The organism is Streptomyces sp. NPDC017943 (assembly GCF_044328425.1).
GTDB lineage: Bacteria > Actinomycetota > Actinomycetes > Streptomycetales > Streptomycetaceae > Streptomyces > Streptomyces djakartensis_A.
Genome location: NZ_JBIRHH010000003.1, coordinates 84,283 through 101,468 on the forward strand (window position 1 = coordinate 84,283; position 17,186 = coordinate 101,468).

At 70.7% G+C, this 17,186-nt stretch carries 16 protein-coding genes; 3 read left to right on the forward strand and 13 right to left on the reverse strand.

Features of this window, described 5'->3' with window-relative positions:
• Positions 1–168: 168 nt before the first annotated feature.
• Together ACH4C6_RS09670 and ACH4C6_RS09675 are read right to left on the reverse strand one after the other, a co-directional pair.
• Positions 169–372, reverse strand: a complete 204-nt coding sequence (locus ACH4C6_RS09670; RefSeq protein WP_333930472.1) for a cold-shock protein — start codon at positions 370–372, stop codon at positions 169–171.
• Positions 373–639: 267 nt separating this feature from the next.
• Positions 640–1,026: a gas vesicle structural protein GvpA gene (locus ACH4C6_RS09675; RefSeq protein ID WP_369198257.1), complete on the reverse strand. Its 387-nt coding sequence runs from the start codon at positions 1,024–1,026 to the stop codon at positions 640–642.
• Between the two features lie 451 nt (positions 1,027–1,477).
• Between ACH4C6_RS09675 and ACH4C6_RS09680 the strand changes: the two genes are divergently transcribed.
• The gene (locus ACH4C6_RS09680) at positions 1,478–2,986 is read left to right on the forward strand and encodes a cryptochrome/photolyase family protein (RefSeq protein WP_398108007.1); all 1,509 of its coding nucleotides are present in this window, start codon (positions 1,478–1,480) and stop codon (positions 2,984–2,986) included.
• A gap of 64 nt (positions 2,987–3,050) precedes the next feature.
• Here ACH4C6_RS09680 and ACH4C6_RS09685 read toward each other — a convergent pair whose 3' ends face one another.
• A complete protein-coding gene (locus ACH4C6_RS09685) occupies positions 3,051–4,121 on the reverse strand; it encodes a glycoside hydrolase family 5 protein (RefSeq protein ID WP_398108008.1) in 1,071 nt (356 codons plus the stop codon).
• Between the two features lie 247 nt (positions 4,122–4,368).
• Here ACH4C6_RS09685 and ACH4C6_RS09690 point away from each other — a divergent pair, with 247 nt between their 5' ends.
• Complete coding sequence (locus tag ACH4C6_RS09690; protein WP_398108009.1) at positions 4,369–5,088, forward strand: beta-glucanase; 720 nt, start codon at positions 4,369–4,371, stop codon at positions 5,086–5,088.
• Between the two features lie 115 nt (positions 5,089–5,203).
• Here the strand turns inward: ACH4C6_RS09690 and gap are convergent, their stop codons facing one another.
• The 4 genes from gap to ACH4C6_RS09710 all read right to left on the reverse strand — a co-directional run bounded on the left by gap (position 5,204) and on the right by ACH4C6_RS09710 (position 9,724).
• Positions 5,204–6,202, reverse strand: coding sequence for a type I glyceraldehyde-3-phosphate dehydrogenase (gene gap, locus ACH4C6_RS09695; RefSeq protein ID WP_398108010.1), 999 nt, complete (start codon positions 6,200–6,202; stop codon positions 5,204–5,206).
• 145 nt (positions 6,203–6,347) lie between these two features.
• Positions 6,348–7,307, reverse strand: a complete 960-nt coding sequence (locus ACH4C6_RS09700; RefSeq protein ID WP_398108011.1) for a GlxA family transcriptional regulator — start codon at positions 7,305–7,307, stop codon at positions 6,348–6,350.
• Between the two features lie 157 nt (positions 7,308–7,464).
• Complete coding sequence (locus tag ACH4C6_RS09705; protein ID WP_398108012.1) at positions 7,465–8,232, reverse strand: dienelactone hydrolase family protein; 768 nt, start codon at positions 8,230–8,232, stop codon at positions 7,465–7,467.
• A 235-nt stretch (positions 8,233–8,467) separates the two neighbouring features.
• Positions 8,468–9,724, reverse strand: a complete 1,257-nt coding sequence (locus ACH4C6_RS09710; RefSeq protein WP_398108013.1) for a cation:proton antiporter — start codon at positions 9,722–9,724, stop codon at positions 8,468–8,470.
• 261 nt (positions 9,725–9,985) lie between these two features.
• Here ACH4C6_RS09710 and ACH4C6_RS09715 point away from each other — a divergent pair, with 261 nt between their 5' ends.
• On the forward strand, positions 9,986–10,501 hold the full coding sequence (locus tag ACH4C6_RS09715) for a hypothetical protein (protein WP_398108014.1): 516 nt from the start codon (positions 9,986–9,988) through the stop codon (positions 10,499–10,501).
• Between the two features lie 94 nt (positions 10,502–10,595).
• On the opposite strand, the gene ACH4C6_RS09720 is transcribed toward ACH4C6_RS09715, so the two are convergent.
• From ACH4C6_RS09720 to ACH4C6_RS09745, 6 genes are all read right to left on the reverse strand, one after another.
• A complete protein-coding gene (locus ACH4C6_RS09720; protein ID WP_398108015.1) occupies positions 10,596–11,585 on the reverse strand; it encodes a BtrH N-terminal domain-containing protein in 990 nt (329 codons plus the stop codon).
• Positions 11,586–11,675: 90 nt separating this feature from the next.
• Positions 11,676–13,454, reverse strand: coding sequence for a carbamoyltransferase (locus ACH4C6_RS09725; protein WP_398108016.1), 1,779 nt, complete (start codon positions 13,452–13,454; stop codon positions 11,676–11,678).
• A gap of 15 nt (positions 13,455–13,469) precedes the next feature.
• Positions 13,470–13,865 carry a pentapeptide repeat-containing protein gene (locus ACH4C6_RS09730; protein ID WP_398108017.1) on the reverse strand — a complete coding sequence of 132 codons (396 nt, stop codon included), beginning with the start codon at positions 13,863–13,865 and terminating at the stop codon, positions 13,470–13,472.
• Positions 13,866–13,880: 15 nt separating this feature from the next.
• Positions 13,881–14,918: a DUF4872 domain-containing protein gene (locus tag ACH4C6_RS09735; protein ID WP_398108018.1), complete on the reverse strand. Its 1,038-nt coding sequence runs from the start codon at positions 14,916–14,918 to the stop codon at positions 13,881–13,883.
• 4 nt (positions 14,919–14,922) lie between these two features.
• Entirely contained in the window at positions 14,923–15,675 is a 753-nt protein-coding gene (locus tag ACH4C6_RS09740; RefSeq protein ID WP_398108019.1) for a DNA alkylation repair protein, read from the reverse strand.
• A complete protein-coding gene (locus ACH4C6_RS09745; RefSeq protein ID WP_398108020.1) occupies positions 15,672–17,171 on the reverse strand; it encodes a B12-binding domain-containing radical SAM protein in 1,500 nt (499 codons plus the stop codon). The genes ACH4C6_RS09740 and ACH4C6_RS09745 overlap by 4 nt, the downstream gene beginning before the upstream one ends.
• Positions 17,172–17,186 lie beyond the last annotated feature (15 nt).

Consider the following 17,186-nt stretch of genomic DNA (forward strand, 5'->3'; position numbering starts at 1 on the left):
CCGGCCCCAGGAACGCGTCAGGGGCCCGGCTGGTGCCGGGCCCCTGATGTGCGCTTTGCGAGATGCAGACCTGCGGCCTCTGGGGTGTGAGCCTCACGGTTGCCGAGCGGCTCCCCGACACGTCGGTGGTGTCACTCCGCGACGGGGCTCCAGGGGCCGGCCGGGGCGTCAGCCGCGGACGATGTTCTCGGCCTGGGGGCCCTTCTGGCCCTGGGTGACGTCGAACGTGACCTGCTCGCCCTCGACCAGCTCGCGGTATCCGTTGCCGGCGATGTTCGAGTAGTGAGCGAAGACGTCCGGTCCGCCGCCGTCCTGGGCGATGAATCCGAAGCCCTTTTCGGAGTTGAACCACTTAACGGTGCCGCTGGCCATACAGAATCCTTCGATCTCGCCGGGAGTACCGGCCTGGTGAGTGGCGGGTCCCTCCGCTCCGGGAACAGACCCGTGATCCGTTCTACCCCGAAGTCGGCTCGACTATTCGATCATCGACACAAAAGTCGCCACTTTCATGCTCCCGGTGCCTCCGCGCCCTCCCACACCGCCTCGGTGACACCGCATCCTGGCGGGCCGCCGCCCCGAAGCCGGCCGGACGGGCCGGGGCTCGAGGTGGCCGACCGGGCCGCCGTTCCCCGCGCCGTCCTACGAGCGGCGGCGTCCCGCCTGCCGCTCGCGGCCCTCGTCGCGGGCCTGCTGGAAGGCGTCGGCGATGGTCTCCGCGGCGCCGGACAAGGCACCCTTCGTCTTGCCGCGGGCACCGGACTCCGTGACCTTGCCCGCCAGTTCCGTGAGGCCGGCCGGCTTGCGCGGTCCCGCTTCCAGGTCGAGGCGGTTGCACGCCTCGGCGAAGCGCAGATAGGTGTCCACGCTGGCCACCACGATCCGTATGTCGATCTTGAGGATCTCGATGCCGACGAGGGAGACGCGCACGAAGGCGTCGATCACCAGGCCGCGGTCGAGGATGAGCTCGAGAACGTCGTAGAGGCCGCTGGAACCGCCCCCGCCACCCTGCTGTGTCGCGACGGTCATCGCGTCTCACCCCTCGTCTGCGTGGTCTCTCGGCGTGGTCCTGTCCGGGCCGCCCCGCTGGGAGGCGGGCATGGCATGCGAATGACCCCTATTCGCCGCATCAAACGCGCGTACGACTCAGGGAGCGGTGGCCGGGACGGGTGCGCCAACCTCGCGCCGAGGTCATCCGGGACGGCTTCGGAACGGATCGAGAAGATCGATCGATCAACCCCGGGGCCTCGCACCCGACGGCGGGCTCTTCGATCAACCACCTGGCCGTGCGCCGTGCGGGTGGCACGGTCGGTGCGGCGGCGTCCGAACGGGGGACGCGGGCGGCCGGTCGCATCCGGCACCGCCCCGGGTGCCGAACCCTGAGTGGGTGATCCCCACGGGGCGGGGACGGTGGCGGCGGGCGCAGCGCCGGACCTCACCGCCCGCATGCAGGCCCCGGCCCCTCACGGAAAGCCACGCCATGCCCACCTCACACTGGATCTTCGGTGACCAGCTCGGCCCGCATTTCCTGTCCCCCGCCGGTGCGCAGGGCCCCGAGCGCGGGGCGCCCGTCGTCATGATCGAGGCGCGGTCCGTCTTCCGGCGCCGGCGCTTCCACCGCGCCAAGGCCCACCTGGTGCTCTCGGCGATGCGCCACCGCGCGGCGGAGCTGGGTGAGCGGGTGACGTACGTGAGGGCGGAGACCTACCGCGAGGGCCTGCGCCGCGCGGTGGGGGACGCGCCGGCGACGGTGTGCCACCCCACCTCCTACGCGGCGCTGCGGCTGGTGCGGTCCCTGCCGGCGGTGCGGGTGCTGCCCGCACGCGGATTCCTGGTCGCGCACGAGGAGTTCGCGCGGTGGGCCGAGGGGCTCGGCGGACGGCGGCTGCTGCAGGAGAACTTCTACCACTGGGTGCGTGAACGGCACGACCTGCTGATGGACGGCGGCCACCCGGCGGGGGGCCGGTTCAACCACGACCACGCCAACCGCGAGCCCCCGCCGCGCGGCGCCACCACGCTCGACGTGGCGGCGCCGTACCGGCCGCGGGAGGACGACATCGACGCCGAGGTGCGTGAGGACCTCGACCGGTGGGAGCGCGAGGACGGTGTGCGGTTCGTCGGCCGGGACGGACCCCGCCGCTTCCCCGCCACCCGGCGCGAGGCGCTGTCCGCGCTGCGGCGCTTCGTGGCGCACCGGCTGGCCGCCTTCGGGCCGTACGAGGACGCGATGCTGGCCGGGGACCCGGTGATGGCCCACAGTCTGCTGTCGTCCTCGATGAACCTGGGGCTGCTGCACCCGGCCGAGTGCGTCGAGCACGCCGAGCGCGCCTGGCGGGAGGGTGCCGTCGCCGTGAACAGCGCCGAGGGGTTCGTCCGCCAGGTCGCGGGGTGGCGGGAGTACGTCTGGCAGCTGTACTGGCATTTCGGCGAGGACTACCGGCACGGGAACGCCCTGGGGCACACCGGGCCGCTGCCGGCCTACTTCGCCGAGCTCGACGCCGACGCGGTCACCGCCCGGTGCCTGTCCGGAGTGCTCGCGCAGGTCCGCGACACGGGCTGGACGCACCACATCCCGCGTCTGATGGTGCTGGGCAGCCACGCGCTCCAGCGCGGCTGGGACCCGGCGGCCGTCACCGACTGGTTCCACCGCTGCTTCGTCGACGGCTACGACTGGGTGATGCTGCCCAACGTGGTCGGCATGTCCCAGTACGCCGACGGGGGCCGGATGACGACCAAGCCGTACACCTCCGGGGGCGCCTACATCCACCGCATGAGCGACCTGTGCGGCGGCTGCGCCTTCCGGCCCACCGATCGCACCGGCCCGCGGGCCTGCCCGTACACCGCCGGGTACTGGGCGTTCCTGCACCGGCACCGCGACCGGTTGTCCGGGAACGCGCGGATGCGGCGCGCGGTGCAGGGGCTGGACCGGCTGGGCGATCTGGAGGAGGTGCTGCGCCAGGAGGCGGACCGGGGCGACGAGGCACCGTGACGGCGGGCGGCGGCCCGGCCGCCGGCCCCCTGCACGGGAACCCGGCGACCGGGGCTGAGCCCGGTCAGGCGGCGGGGAAGGCGTCCGGCGTCCTGATGCGTTCGCGGATCCAGACGCCGGCCGGCTTCAGCGGCGCGGTGCCCGTCCAGGGCCCGGACCGGTCGCACGTGCCGGTCTTGAAGACGGCCCCCGAGCGGTGGTCGTCGGAGAAGTTCCAGTTCACCCAGCTGATCTTCTTGGCGGCCATGAGGTCGAGGTAGCGCTGCGACATGGCGAAGTCGTCGGCGCCCTCGCCGGCGTAGTTCTGCGTGCCGAACTCGGTGACGAAGACGGGCAGCCTGTCCGCGGCCCGGGAGAGGGTCGCCAGGTACTCGTCGCGGTGCGAGGAGGCGTAGAAGTGGAACGTGTACATGATGTTGGACGCCTTGACCGGGTTGTTCACGACCTCCGTCTCGTTGCCGCCCTCGGAGACGCCGAACGAGGACCAGGCGCGGGTGCCGACCAGGACGGGGGCGTCGTGGTCCACGGCACGGATCGTCGGGATGATCTGCTCCGCGTAGCTCTTGATCCGCGACCAGCTCACCCCGCTGGGCTCGTTGGCGATCTCGTAGAGGATGTTGTTCCTGTCCTTGTTGCGGGTGGCGATGTCGGTGAAGAACTGCCGCGCCCGGCCGAGGTTGGCGTGGGGGTCGCCCGGGGTGAGCATGTGCCAGTCGACGATCACGTACAAACCGCGGTCGCTCGCCTGCCGGATGAGGGAGTTCGCCAGCTCGGTGAAGTGCTGGGGGTCGGTCTCGTATCCGTCCTCCTGCACATAGGTGGAGACACGCAGGACGTCGGCCTTCCAGTCGTCGGCCAGGGCGTTGAGCGAGCCGCTCGTCAGGCAGTGCGGGTACCACTGGGTGCCGTGGGTGCTCATGCCCCGCAACTGGACGGGGTTGCCACGGCTGTTGCACAACTTGGTGCCACAGACCTTGAGCTGGCCGTTGGCGGAGACCGGGGTGGTGGCCGCGGTACGGGGAGCGACGGCCGCGCGCGCGTTGCCGGTCGGCACGAGAGCGAGCAGGAGCAGCAGGACACTGCCGAGTGCGGCGGTTGCGACTCCTCGGCGGAGCGACGGGTGTGGGGCCCTCATATGAACTCCGTTCAGGCGCGTGACTAGTAGGAAACTTTCCTAACAAGAGAGAAGCAGAGGCCCTCCCAGGCATCAAGAGGCCGCGGGCGTCCACACAACGAGCCGTGTTCACAAGGGTGTTCGGATACGTGGAAGGGGAGGAGCAGCGGCGGCCGCGCTCCCGGGAACCCTCACCCGAAAGGGTCAAAGCCGGGGCGGTGGGAGGGTTCCGTGCATGACACGCCGAGGGCAGGGTGAGACATTCGGCATGACCGAACCCTTACCGGCTCGCCCGGCCACCGCACCGGTCGTCTTCACGGCCGACTTCACGTCCACCGCTCAATGGGTCGCCGGGCGTTCGTGGGCGTATCCGGACGGAGGCCCGATCAATCCGCGCGACGACAAGCTGGATCACCTGGTGTCCGATGCCGCGTACAGCCGGTCGGGGGTGCTGCGCGCCCGGCGGCGGCGCGACGGACGGTGGAACACCGGGCTGCTGACCACCGAGGGGAGCCAGGAGGAGTTCACCGTCCGGGCCGGGGACGTGCTGGAGGCCCGGGTCAGGCTGCCCGAGGAGATCGGCGCCTGGCCGGCCATCTGGACCTGGCGCGACGGCGACCAGGAGATCGACGTCTTCGAGTACCACCCGGACAACCCGGATCTGCTCGAGTTCACCAACCACGTGCGCGGCACGAACCGTTACCACCGCGACGAGGCGGTCCGTCCGGGCGCGTGGGTGGACCTGTGCACCGAGTTCGGCGCCCGCTCGGTGCGTTGGTGGCTCAACGGCAGGCAGGTCTTCGCCGACGGCCGGGGGGTGGGGCGGAGCTGGCACGCCTACCTCATCGTCAACCTGTCGGTCTGCGCGGGCCGTTACCACCCTCCCCCGCAACCGGGGACGACCGAGATGTCGTACGAGGTGAGCCGGCTGACCGTACGGCGGCCCGGCACCGTCGCCGCCGCTCCGGCCGACGCGGAACCCGCCTAGCCGGTGGTGGACACGCCTGAGCGCTCCGGCCGGCCGGGAGGGGCCGACCGGAGCGCTCCGAGGGAAGTGCCGCCGGGGGCGGCCGCCCCCGTGGGCGCGCCGCCCCGGCGTGGGATCAGCGCCCGGCGAGCAGTTCGAGCGTGTCGATCACGCGGTTCGAGAAGCCCCACTCGTTGTCGTACCAGGCGACGACCTTGACGTGGCGGCCGTCGACGCGCGTGAGGGCGGAGTCGAAGATCGAGGACGCCGGGTTGCCCACGATGTCGGTCGACACCAGCGGGTCCTCCGAGTACTCGAGGACGCCGGCGAGCGGCCCCTGCGCCGCCTTGCGGTAGGCCTCCAGCACGTCCTCGCGCGACACGTCGCGGGCGACGGTCGTGTTCAGCTCGACGATCGAGCCGACCGGCACCGGCACGCGGATCGAGTCACCGGACAGCTTTCCGTCGAGGCCGGGCAGCACCAGGCCGATCGCCTTGGCGGCGCCGGTCGTGGTGGGCACGATGTTGACGCCGGCGGCCCGGGCGCGACGGGCGTCGCGGTGCGGTCCGTCCTGCAGGTTCTGCTCCTGCGTGTAGGCGTGCACCGTCGTCATGAACCCGTGCTCGATGCCGGCGAGGTCGTCGAGCACCTGGGCCAGCGGCGCGAGCGCGTTGGTCGTGCAGGAGGCGTTCGAGACGACCGTGTGCAGCTCGGGGTCGTAGGCGTCGGTGTTGACCCCGAACGCCAGGGTGACGTCGGCGCCGTCGGAGGGCGCGCTGACCAGCACCTTCTTGGCGCCGGCGTCGAGGTGGGCGCGGGCGGCCTTGGCCGCGGTGAAGCGTCCGGTGGCCTCCAGGACGATGTCCACGCCGAGCTCGGCCCAGGGCAGCTGCGCCGGCTCGCGCTCGGCCAGCACCTTGATCCGGCGCCCGTCGACGACGAGGAAGTCCCCGTCGGCGGTCACCGGCCGCCCGAGCCGGCCGGCCGTGCTGTCGTAGGCGAGCAGCCGGGCGAGGGCGGCGGGCTCCGTGAGGTCGTTGACGGCGACGACCTCCAGGGCGCTGTCGCGCTCCAGCAGTGCGCGCAGCACGTTGCGTCCGATGCGGCCGAAACCGTTGATGGCGATGCGAGTCATGAGTGGTGTCCCTTCCCTTCGCCCACCAGGCTCGCTCGCCGGCGGCCGCTCGGACAGTGGCGGTATCGCCACGGTTCAAAAGGATCCCGCCACGGGGGGTGTCCTGGCCTGCAGCGACGGAGCGAGGAGCGGGGTGGGGACGGGGCTACTCGCCCCGGGTGAAGGTGCGCCGGTACTCGCTCGGGGTGGTGCCGAGGATGCGCTGGAAGTGCAGACGCAGGTTCGCACCGGTGCCCAGGCCGATGTCGGCGGCGATCTGCTCCACGCTGCGCTCCGAACGCTCCAGCAGTTCGCGGGCCAGGTCGATGCGGGCGCGCATCACCCACTGCATCGGCGTGTAGCCGGTCTCCTCGACGAAGCGCCGGGAGAACGTCCGCGCCGACACGCCCGCCTGGCGCGCCAGGATGTCGAGGGTGAGGGGCTCCCCCAGCCGGTGCAGCGCCCACTCGCGGGTGTCGGCGAACCGCTCGCCGAGCGGTTCGGGCACGCTGCGGGGCACGTACTGGGCCTGGCCTCCGCTGCGGTAGGGCGCGGCGACCAGTCGCCGGGCGGCGTGGTTGGAGGCGGCCACGCCCAGGTCACCGCGCAGGATGTGCAGACAGAGGTCGATGCCGGAGGCGGCGCCGGCCGAGGTGAGCACGCGGCCCTCGTCGACGAACAGCACGTTCTCGTCCACGCGGACGTCCGGGTGCTTGGCCACGAGGGCGCGGGTGTAGTGCCAGTGCGTCGTGGCGCGCCTGCCGTCGAGCAGACCCGTGGCGGCGAGGGCGAAGGCACCGGTGGAGATCGCCGCGAGCCGCGCCCCGCGCTCGTGGGCGGCCACCAGCGCGTCGACGACGGCCTGCGGCGGGTCGTCACGGTCGGGGTGGCGGTATCCGGGGACGAAGACGATGTCGGCCCACTCCAGCGCGTCCAGTCCGTGGGCGACGTGGTAGGCGAGTCCGTCGCCGCCGGTCACGAGCCCGGGCGTCGCCCCGCACACCCGCACCTCGTACGGCATGCTCGCGCGGGTCGTGAAGACCTGGGCGGGGATGCCGACGTCGAGCGGCTTCGCACCTTCGAGCACGAGAACGGCGACACGGTGCAGACGGGAGGCAGACGACACAGGTCGAAGGCTACGCGGGGTGTGCGGGCGAGCGGCGCAGCGGCCGGGGTGCCGGCTGGGCCGGGACGGTGCCCCGCCCGCCTGGACGGACGCAGGCGGGCGGGACACCGGCCGGGCAGGTCACCGGCCGGGCAGGTCACCGGCCGGGCAGGTCAGGTCACCGAGCCACCCGGCCGCCGGGCCGCCGGGCCGCCGGGCGGTGCTCCTTCAGGTGGCGGTCGAAGAACCGGGTCCCGTCCTCCAGCTCGAACCAGGGTGTGCCGGTGTGGCCGCCCAGGTTGGCGTGCAGCGTCTTCTCCTTGGTGCCGAACGCGTCGAACAGGTCCAGGGCCCGCTGCCGGGGATTGCCTTCGTCGTCCCACTGCAGGAGCAGCAGCAGCGGGACGGTGACCTGCCGGGCCTCCTCGCGCTGGCTCCGGGGCACGAACCCGCCCGCGAAGAGGCCGGCGGCGGCGATGCGCGGCTCCGTCACCATGAGCCGGATGCCGAGGGCTGTCCAGCCCGAGTATCCGACCGGGCCGTCGATCCCGGGCAGCGCGAGGAGCGCGTCCAGGGTGGTCCGCCACTCCGGGGCGGCCTTCTCGACCAGCGGGCCGATGAACGACTCGAAGATCTCGTCGACCGGCTCGCCGGCCCGCATCGCCCTGCGCAGTTCGGCGCGGGCCTGCTCCTCGGCGGCGGAGCGGGGGCGGTCGCCGCAGCCGGCGGCGTCGACGGAGGCCACCGCGTAGCCGCGCGCCGCGGTGTGACGGGCCCGGGCGACCAGCCGGGGCTCCGCCTTGGGCAGGCCGTTGTTGTGGGCCATCAGGATCAGCGGCACGGACGCCGGTCCGGGCGGCGTCCACAGGGTGCCGGGGATGTCGCCCAGGGCGAACTCGCGCGCGAGGACGCCGTCGTCGAGACGGGTTTCCGAGGTGAACTGCATGGTCGTGTCCTTCGGGAGTGCTGAGGAACGGCGCTCCCGGGCGACCTACCGCCCGACCGTGACCCCGCAGGAGAGCACCCATGTCGATACGTTCACGGGTACCACCTCCTCGGTCTGTCGCACGGCCTCCGGAAACGTAGCAGTGGCCGCCGCGGCCCGCCAACGGGTTTTCCGGAGCGGGGTGTCCACGCCGTACCCCCGACGGCACCGGCTCCTTGTGCCGCCGATCCGCGCGCTACGGGGACCGGATGCCGCGCAGCCGGTCGAGGCGGGTGATGACCGGGCCCGCCGTGACACCGTGCAGCACCACGGAGACCAGCACGGTGAACACCACCACCGACCACAGCTCTCGCTCGGGGACACCGAAGCCGTGCTGCCCCAGGCCGTAGGCGAGGTAGTAGAGCGAGCCGATCCCCCGCACCCCGTACGCCGCGACGACCCAGCGCTCCCGCTTCCCCAGGGGTGCCCGCAGCAGTCCGAGCCACCCGGTCAGCGGCCGGACCAGCAGCAGCACCGCGAGCGCGGCGACCGCGCCCTGCCAGGTCAGGGCGGACAGCCCGCCCGAGGCGATGAAGGCGCCCAGCAGGAACAGCACCGCGGCGGTGAGCAGGCGTTCCACCTGCTCGATGAAGTCGTGCAGGACGTTGTGGTAGCCGTGGGCCCGCTCTGCGGCGCGGATGGCGCACGCGGTGACGAACACCGCCAGGAAGCCGTAGCCCCCGGCGAGTTCGGTCAGCCCGAAGGACAGGAAGGTGGCGCCCAGGGCGACGAACCCCTCGCGGTGCTGGGACAGCCGCAGCGACCTGGACCGGGCCCGGAAGAACAGCCAGCCGAGCAGCCGGCCCACCAGGAATCCCCCCAGCACACCGACGGCACACTTGTAGGCCACGTCCTGCGCCGCCCACGAACCGATCCACTCGGTCGACCAGCCGGTGCCCGCGACGGCGGCCAGCCCCACGGCGGCGTACGTCAACGGGAAGGCGAGCCCGTCGTTCAGGCCGGCCTCGCTGGTGAGGGCGAACCGGGCCTCGTCCTCGTCGTGTTCGTCGTCCGTGGGCTCCCCCACCCGCACCTCCGAGGCGAGCACCGGATCCGTCGGGGAGAGCACCGCGCCGAGCAGGAGGGCCGCGGCCGGCGGCCAGTCCAGCAGCCACCACGCCAGGCCCGCGGTGATGAGGAAGGCCAGCGGCATGGTGATGCCCAGCAGACGCCAGGTCACCAGCCAGCGACGTCGGCCCACCGGCCGGTTGAGCGCCAGCCCCGCGCCCATCAGCGAGATGATGACGACGACCTCGGTGATGTGCTCGGTCACCAGCCGGTCCGTCACCGGGTCGACCGTGGGCAGCGGCAGGGGCAGCAGATAGACGCCGATGCCGCACAGCAGGAAGATCAGGGGCAGTGACAGCGGCCGCCCGGCCAGGACCCGCGGCAGTACCGACGCGAGCAACGCGCCCACTCCCAGCGAAGCGAAGACCGCGTCGGGATTCGTCACCTGTCGTAACCGCCCTTTCCTCACATGCCACCCGGCGCGGTGGTCACCCACCGGTACCCCGCGTCACGCAGGTCATGAACGCCGATGTGCGGCCGGCAGCCGGGACATGTGCGCGGGTCCGGGCGGGCCGGCCCCGCAGCGGTGGTGACGGCGTTCCGTTTTGTCCTCTGGCGGACGCGCGTAGACCCCGGGCATCATCGGTCCGCACCGCCTGCACCGCCGCCCCACAGGAAGCATGGCCCCCCGCAGGAAGGTCTCCCCATGAAGGCATTCCAGGTTCCGAAGCTCCGTTCCCTGCTGACCGCTCTGGCGCTCGTCGTCGCACCCGGCGCGGCCGTCGTCGGCACCGCCGGCAAGGCGTTCGCCGTCACCAAGATCAGTCACGCCACCGCGACCTCCATGTTCCGGGAGGTCGGCATCACCTGGTCGTCGTCCGGCAACTGCTCCAACCGCAACAACGCCACCTGTACGTCCTTCGAGCAGCTCAACCTCGCCACCGCACAGGGCGCGCAGACCCTCAAGCGGGCCAGCGGCTGCGCCCTGAACATCACGGGCGGCACCGAGACCGGGCACGCCTCGGGCACCTACTCGCACTGGAACGGCTACAAGCTCGACTTCAGCAAGTACACCTGCCTCGGCACCTACATCAAGAACACGTTCACCTACATCGGTGTGCGCGGTGACGGTGCCCCGCAGTGGCGCTCCGGCTCCGGCAACATCTACGCCGACGAGGGCAACCACTGGGACGTCCTGTACTACAACTGCGGCGGCTGCTGAGCCTGCTCGCCGCGAAGCCCGACACCGTCCCCGGCGGCCGGCACGGTCCGGCCGCCGGGGCGGTGCGGACGGGGGCCGCTTCGCCGGCTGCCACTCAGGCGGAGAGCTCCAGCAGCCGGAGCATCAACTGCTGCTCCTTGTCCGCCGCCTCATGCACGATCTTCGAGGCGCTGTTGAGGGATTCCCGGGACGACGACGCCCCCGCTTCGTTCACGAGGGCGGCCACCTCGGTCCATTTCTGCGACACGTCACGGTAGGCGTCCGCGGTCTCCTGGTATTCGTCGACCTCGGTGATCTCGGCGGTTTCCGCGAGGAATTCCGCCCACATCGTGCGGAAGAGGCCTCCACCGGTCCCGGCGTCCTCCATGATCGTGGCAATTTCCGCGAGACCTTCGGCGGGCGATTCGAGGTCGTCCAGCCACTGTGGCATCAGGTCGGCGACTTTGTGCATTCCCTTGTATCCGAAATTGGAGATCGGCGGGTCGAGGAAGGTCTCCGCCGCCGTCCTGATGCCTTCGCGGGCCGCTTTTCCGAGATCGGGGAGGCCGCCTTTCGGAAGGTCGAGGGTGAAGGCGCGATTGCGGGAACTCATCGGGCCGCGCGGGTTGCGCGCCGTCGCGAGGGATGCGCCGGACGCCCACTGCAGACCGAGCGGCCGGGTCTCGACCAGGGCGAACCGGTCGTCGTCGTCATGCCCGACACAGGCCACGTAGTGGGCCGCGAAGCGGAAGTCGTCGGTGGAGTAGTCGAGGCAGTAGCGGTCGAGCTTGAGTCCCACCAGGGAGCCGGACTCGAGCTCGGCCAGCAGATGGTCCCTCGCCCGCTTCGCCGACGACGTCTCGTGCACGGACAGCCGCAGTCCCAGGGCCTGCGCGAGGTTGTCCGTCAGGGTGTCGGGTTTGATGCGGCCCCCGACGAACGGCGTCGGCATCTGCTTCGTCCGCCAGTAGATGAACGACAGGCCGCCTGCGACTCCGAAGACGAACGGCTCCGACACATCCACTTCTCGCTGCCGCAGCAAATTCACGAGTGTGGTCGACTCGCAATGTCGACCGACGTACGGTTCTGCTTCCAAGAGCGCCACCTGGCCACGTCTCCCTTCCGTCGCGTAGAGCGTAGCGCAACCCCGGAAAGTACGATTGCGGACGCCGGAATCAGGAAGGTGTTCGCCGCGTCAGATGCGGGACACCAGGTAGGTGCCGAGGAACAGGTGATCCATTTCTGTTTTGAGGAAGCAGGACAGGGCGTCCGCGGGCGAGCAGACGATGGGTTCGCCGGCGACGTTGAACGAGGTGTTGATCAGGCAGGGAATGCCCGTCAGTTCGTTGAACTCGCTCAGCAGCCGGGCGAGCAGCGGGTTGCTCTCCTCGGTGACCGTCTGGATCCGTGAGGTGCCGTCGACGTGGCAGGCGCCCTGGATCCTCTCCTGGTACTCGGGCCGCACCGGGACCACGAACGTCATGTAGGGCGACGACGTCTTCTTCCCGAGTTCGAAGACCTCCGGCGCCAGGTGCTCCAGCACGACGGGGGCGAAGGGCCGGAACTGCTCACGGTGCTTGATGCGTTCGTTGATGATGTCCTTGATGTCGGGGAACCTCGGGTTGGCCAGGATGCTGCGGTTGCCCAGGGCGCGCGGGCCGTACTCCATACGTCCCTGGAACCATCCGATCACGCACCGCTCCTGCATCAGGGTCGCCGCCTCACGCGGCAGATCGGTGGGGTCCAGCTCCCGCCAGACGACCCGGTCGGCGAACTGCCGGAGCGCCGCCCGGATCTCCTCATCGCCGTAAGCGGGGCCCAGGTAGGGCGAGGTGCTGATCCTGGGGGGTGTGCCCGCCTGCCCGGAGGCGAACAGAGCCGCCCCGATGGCCACACCGACGTCGCTCGCGCCGAAGCTGACGTCCATCTCGGTGAAACGTGAACGCTCCAGCAGTTTGCTGTTGTTGACGCAGTTCAGGGCCAGCCCGCCCTCGAAGACCATGCGGGGCAGGTCGCTGCGGGCTTCGAGTGTGCGCACCTGCCCGGCGGTCACCGTCTCGAGCATGTGCTGCGCGGCGCCGGCCACGCGGACCCGGTAGTCGAACTGTTCCCGGCTGTTCTCGTCCCCGCCGAAGATGCGGTCGAAGAGTGCGTAGTAGGCGGGCACGGCGTTGGCCGGGTAAGGGATCTTGTAGGTGCCGTCCGGGCACATCTCGACCACGTGCTCGAGGAAGGGGTTGGGCTCGGGTGGCGCGCCGTAGCCGGCCAGGCCCATCACCTTGTACTCGTCGTTGTTCGGGACGAATCCGAGGTAGCGGGTCACCACGGAGAAGAGCATCGCCAGCGAGTGCCGGGAGTCGATGGTCATGTCGTCGAAGACCTTGACCTCTCCGTCCCGCACCTCCCCCATGATCGCGGACAGCCATTCGGCACGGCCGTCGCTGACCAGGAAGGCCGCGTCCCGGCCGCCCGCCAGGTGGTGTCCCGTCATCAGGTGTGCGAGGTGGTGCGGCACCCGGACGAGCTTGTCCGGGTCCAGCCGGTGTCCCGTGTGCTCCAGGAAGTCCGCCTCGGTCGCGGCCTGGCTGAACAGGGCCGCGTGCGTCTCGGCCAGGCGTTGCAGCCGCGCGAACTTCTGATCGACGGACGCCGCCAAATCCTCGGTGATCTCGGCGATCATCTTGTTCAGCACGTCCTCGGAGAACTGCCAGGAGAACGCGAACACGTCGACGTCGTCGAACGACAGCCCGGCCGAGTCCAGGCACCAGCGCATCGCGTTGACCGGGAAACTCGACGTCTTCTTCTCCCGGTTGAGCCGTTCCTCCTCCACGGCGGCGACCAGCTCCCCGTCGACGAGGAGGGCGGCGGCGGAGTCGTGCCCGTACAGCAGATGGCGGTCGATGCCGGTGGCGCGAAAGAGGCGTCCGAAGATTTCCGCAGACCTGCCGAACCCGTTGTAGCCCAGAACGATCACGAGGAGCTCCTTTCGCTATGGCCAGATCGTGAGGTAGTCCGAGATCACGGCGGACCGCCGGAAGTCCGGGTCGAGGACCGCGCCGCTCAGATCGGCACCGCTGAGGTCGGCGCCGTCCAGGTTCGCGCCCACCAGGCGGCAGCCGTTCAGCTCGGCCAGGATGAGGTACGCCTCGCACAGGTCGGCGCCCTCCAGATTCGCGCCCCTGAGGTCCGCGGACATCAGGTACGACTCGGTCAGCACCGCGTCGGTGAGGTCCGCGTCGGCGAGTTCGGCACCCTGGAGATCGGCGCCGTGCAGCCCCGCCTTGCGCAGATCGGGTTGGAAGGCGCCCTGTGCCCGTCGCCGGCGCGCGTGCTCGTTCCAGTGCCGGGGTCCCTGGAGCAGTATGGTCTCGTCCTCGGTGGGCATGTCTCGACCTCGCGTCTACAGAGGGGTGAGGGCGGTCAGCGCCCGCTTCTCGACGTCCATCGCGGACCGCGCCGTGTCCGACACGGCGTCCACGAGCGCCTTGAGATCGCCGCGGGCCGTGACGGTCCCCGCCGTCAGCAGCGCGGATCCGAGGGTCGACCACAGCCGGCCGCTGTCGAGGAACCGCTCGGCCGCCTCGGCGTAGCGCGCCTCGCCGGTGCTATCGGCGACCCTGTGCAGGTAGCGGCCGATCATCGGGCGGAACAGGCCTCCGCCGGTGCCGAAGGACTCGATCTGACGGCCCAGGTGCAGCAGTTGGCGCGCCAGGGCGTCGGTGCGGATCACCCGGCCGGTCAGGTCCACGTCCTCGACCTCGCCGCGTTTGGAATCCGGCCAGGACGGCGCGGTCGCGGCCAGTTGCCTCATCCCGGGTATGCCGAGGTTGCGGTTGCCCGGTTTGAGGACCTCACGGCACAGGGTGCGTACGGCCACCGGGCCGACGCGGTCGAGCTGCGGGGTGCGCCGGGGCGCGCCGAGGACGTAGACCTTCCAGTCCGGGTTGAGGGGCGGGGAGTTGCGGCTGGAGCGGGCGGCCTGCAGATCGGCCGTGCTCACGGTGACGGGTTCGTCGAACGCCGGGTCCGACACCTCGAACGCGTCGGCCCCGAGGGGGCGGACCACGTTGACGAAGTACCCGCCGAAGGAGGAGCGCCCCTCCAGTCCCCAGTGCGGCAGCAGCCCGAGGTCGACCCGGGTCATGACGGCCGGCGCCGACTCCAGCAGCTTGGCCAGGCCCGCCCCGGACCTGGGGGTGTGCATGACGACCTCCACACCCATCAGCCGGGAGGCCCTGAGCGGCATGACCGCCTGCTTGCCGACGACGATGTCCGGAGCCTGTCCGGCCGCCGGGAAGAAGGAGAACCCGAAGCCCCCGTCCAGCCCGAACACGGTCTCCTCGTCCGCCTCGTGTCCGGCGGCCGCGAGGAGGGCGCACTGGCAGGCGGACTCGCAGTGGATGCCGCGCCGGTGGACGTAGCGGCCGGTCGCGTTCATGACGTCACCCCTGTCCCCGTTCCATCAAGGACCGGCGCAGCCGCGGGTCCATCTTCTCCACCGCGTACCGGAACGTGTCGCGGGGCATCTCCTCGCGCCAGGTGCGCAGGAACGCGGCCACCTCGTCGGGGTGGACCTCGGCGGTCACCTTCAGCAGCCAGCCCGAGCCCTTCTGGACGTACACGTCTCGGTCGTGCATGAGCCGCGCGCAGTTGTCGAAGACGTGCGACGTCGGCAGTTCGAACACGGTGCGGCCCACCTTGCGCCGCACGAACTTCACGACGGCCACGTTCGCGGCGCGCCGGGCCCACGGGGAGGCCGACCCCACCCAGTCCCGGGTCCGCGGGATCAGCTCCAGGTGCCCGAGGAAGAACGGGTACAGCAGCTTCAGGCAGAGGTCGTCGCACTGCGCCCAGTTGGACACGTACGTCCGCAGCCAGTGCTCACAGCGGTCGAGCAGTTCGGCGCCGAGGCCGGTCCTGGCGACCTTGTGCAGGACGGCGAAGCCCAGCAGCACCTCCTCGTGGTACTCGGCCCGCGCCAGCAGTTCCTCGGCCAGGTGCAGCCGGGTCGCGGCGGGGACGGCGGGCCGTTCGCGGAAGTACTGGCCGGCGATCTCGGCCACGGCGGCGTTGCCGACCCCGAGGGCCCGGATCTCGTGCGGGAAGTAGCGCTGCATGCGTACCGCGAAGTCCGGGTCGGCGCGGGCCGCGAGGGCCTTCGCCAGTTCGTCCGCGGCGGCGGGGACAGGGGTCACGGGGTGCCGATCGTGAGTTTCAGGGGCTGGGCCGGCAGCGGCTTCGGTGCGCGTTCCAGCCGGGGTTTGCCTTGCATGACGTACTCGTACTCCTGTTGCATGTCGGCCACGGCCTGGACGGTCTCCCTCGAACGGTCCGTCAGGTTCTGCCCGCCCAGGCCCCACCACAGGTACCAGTTCTTGTGGCTCAGGTAGGCATTGCGGACGAAGTCCAGCGTGTCCCGGTCGGCGAGGATCGCCGGCTCGACGTAGAAGGCCGGGACGAACGTGCCCTGGCCCTCGCGCAGGATGCCCGCCTTGACGGCCTGCCGCTGGAGTTTGGTGCCGCTGAGGATGCGGATGCCGAGGTTGGCGTAGATCTGGGCCGGGTTGAGGTGGCGCTCGGTGAAGCGGATGGACTCCCTGAGCGCCTGCGGCGTCTCCCCCGGCCCGCCGAGGAAGATGCAGTGGGTGTGCTCGATGGGGCTGGCCGTGAACAGGCGGTCGATCTCCAGGACCCGGGCCATGTCGAAGCCCTTCATCAGGTCAGACAGGGCCTCGTCGGTGAGCGCGTCGGTGCCGAGGTCGACCCGGATGCAGCCCGCCGCGTGCAGGAGCTTCACGAACTCCGGTGTGACCGCGTTGGGCGTCAGCTGGCAGTACCAGGGCACGTCGAGCTTGGCGCGGATCATCTCCTCGCACACCTCGGCGGCGTACTCCATCGGGTAGTTGAAGGTCGCGTCGACGATCTCGAACTCCCGCACGGCCGGGTTCTCCGCCATGGCCCGCTGGATCTCGCCGACGACCTCGGCGGGTTCCTTGAACCGGTCGCCCTTGCCCTCGGTCTTGCGGATGATGCAGTACGAGCAGAACAGCTTGCAGCCCCGCTTGGTCTGCAACGTCTCGATGGCCGGCTGGTGGTCGCGGGTGAGGTCGGAGGCCGCCGAGACGCCCTCCTCGAAGTACCGCGGGTCGTACACGGACCGGTCGGGCTCCAGCGCTCCGAGGTCGAACGCCTGACTCGACTGGTTCTGGCAGAACTTGCCGTCCTCGTCGAGGTAGCAGAGCCCGGAGATCGACTCCAGCCGCCCGCCGTTCTCCAGGTGGTCCAGTAGCTGGACGATGCCGGCCTCGCCCTCACCGGCGATGCCGTAGTCGGGCTGGGCGTACTCGAAGAACGACAGCGGTTCGACCGAGAAGCCCGATCCGCCGAGGACGACGGTGGCGCTGGTGTACTTGCGGACGCACTGGACGATCTTCTCGGTCATCGGGCCGAAGAAGACCGGGTCGATGAACGTCAGGTTGTCCAGGTTGCGCACGGCGATGCCGACCACGTCGTACGTCCCGGTGGTCAGCTTCTCGCGGACCGCCTTCAGCTCGCGCGACTCCCAGAGCAGGTCGAGGACGTCGACGTGGTGCCCGGCGTGTTTGAGGGCGGCGCTGATGTAGGCCATGCCGATGGGCAGCGCCGGCCTCGGTACCCGGATCTTGTTGGTGGAGATGAGCAGTACGCGCATGGGCCTTCACTCTCG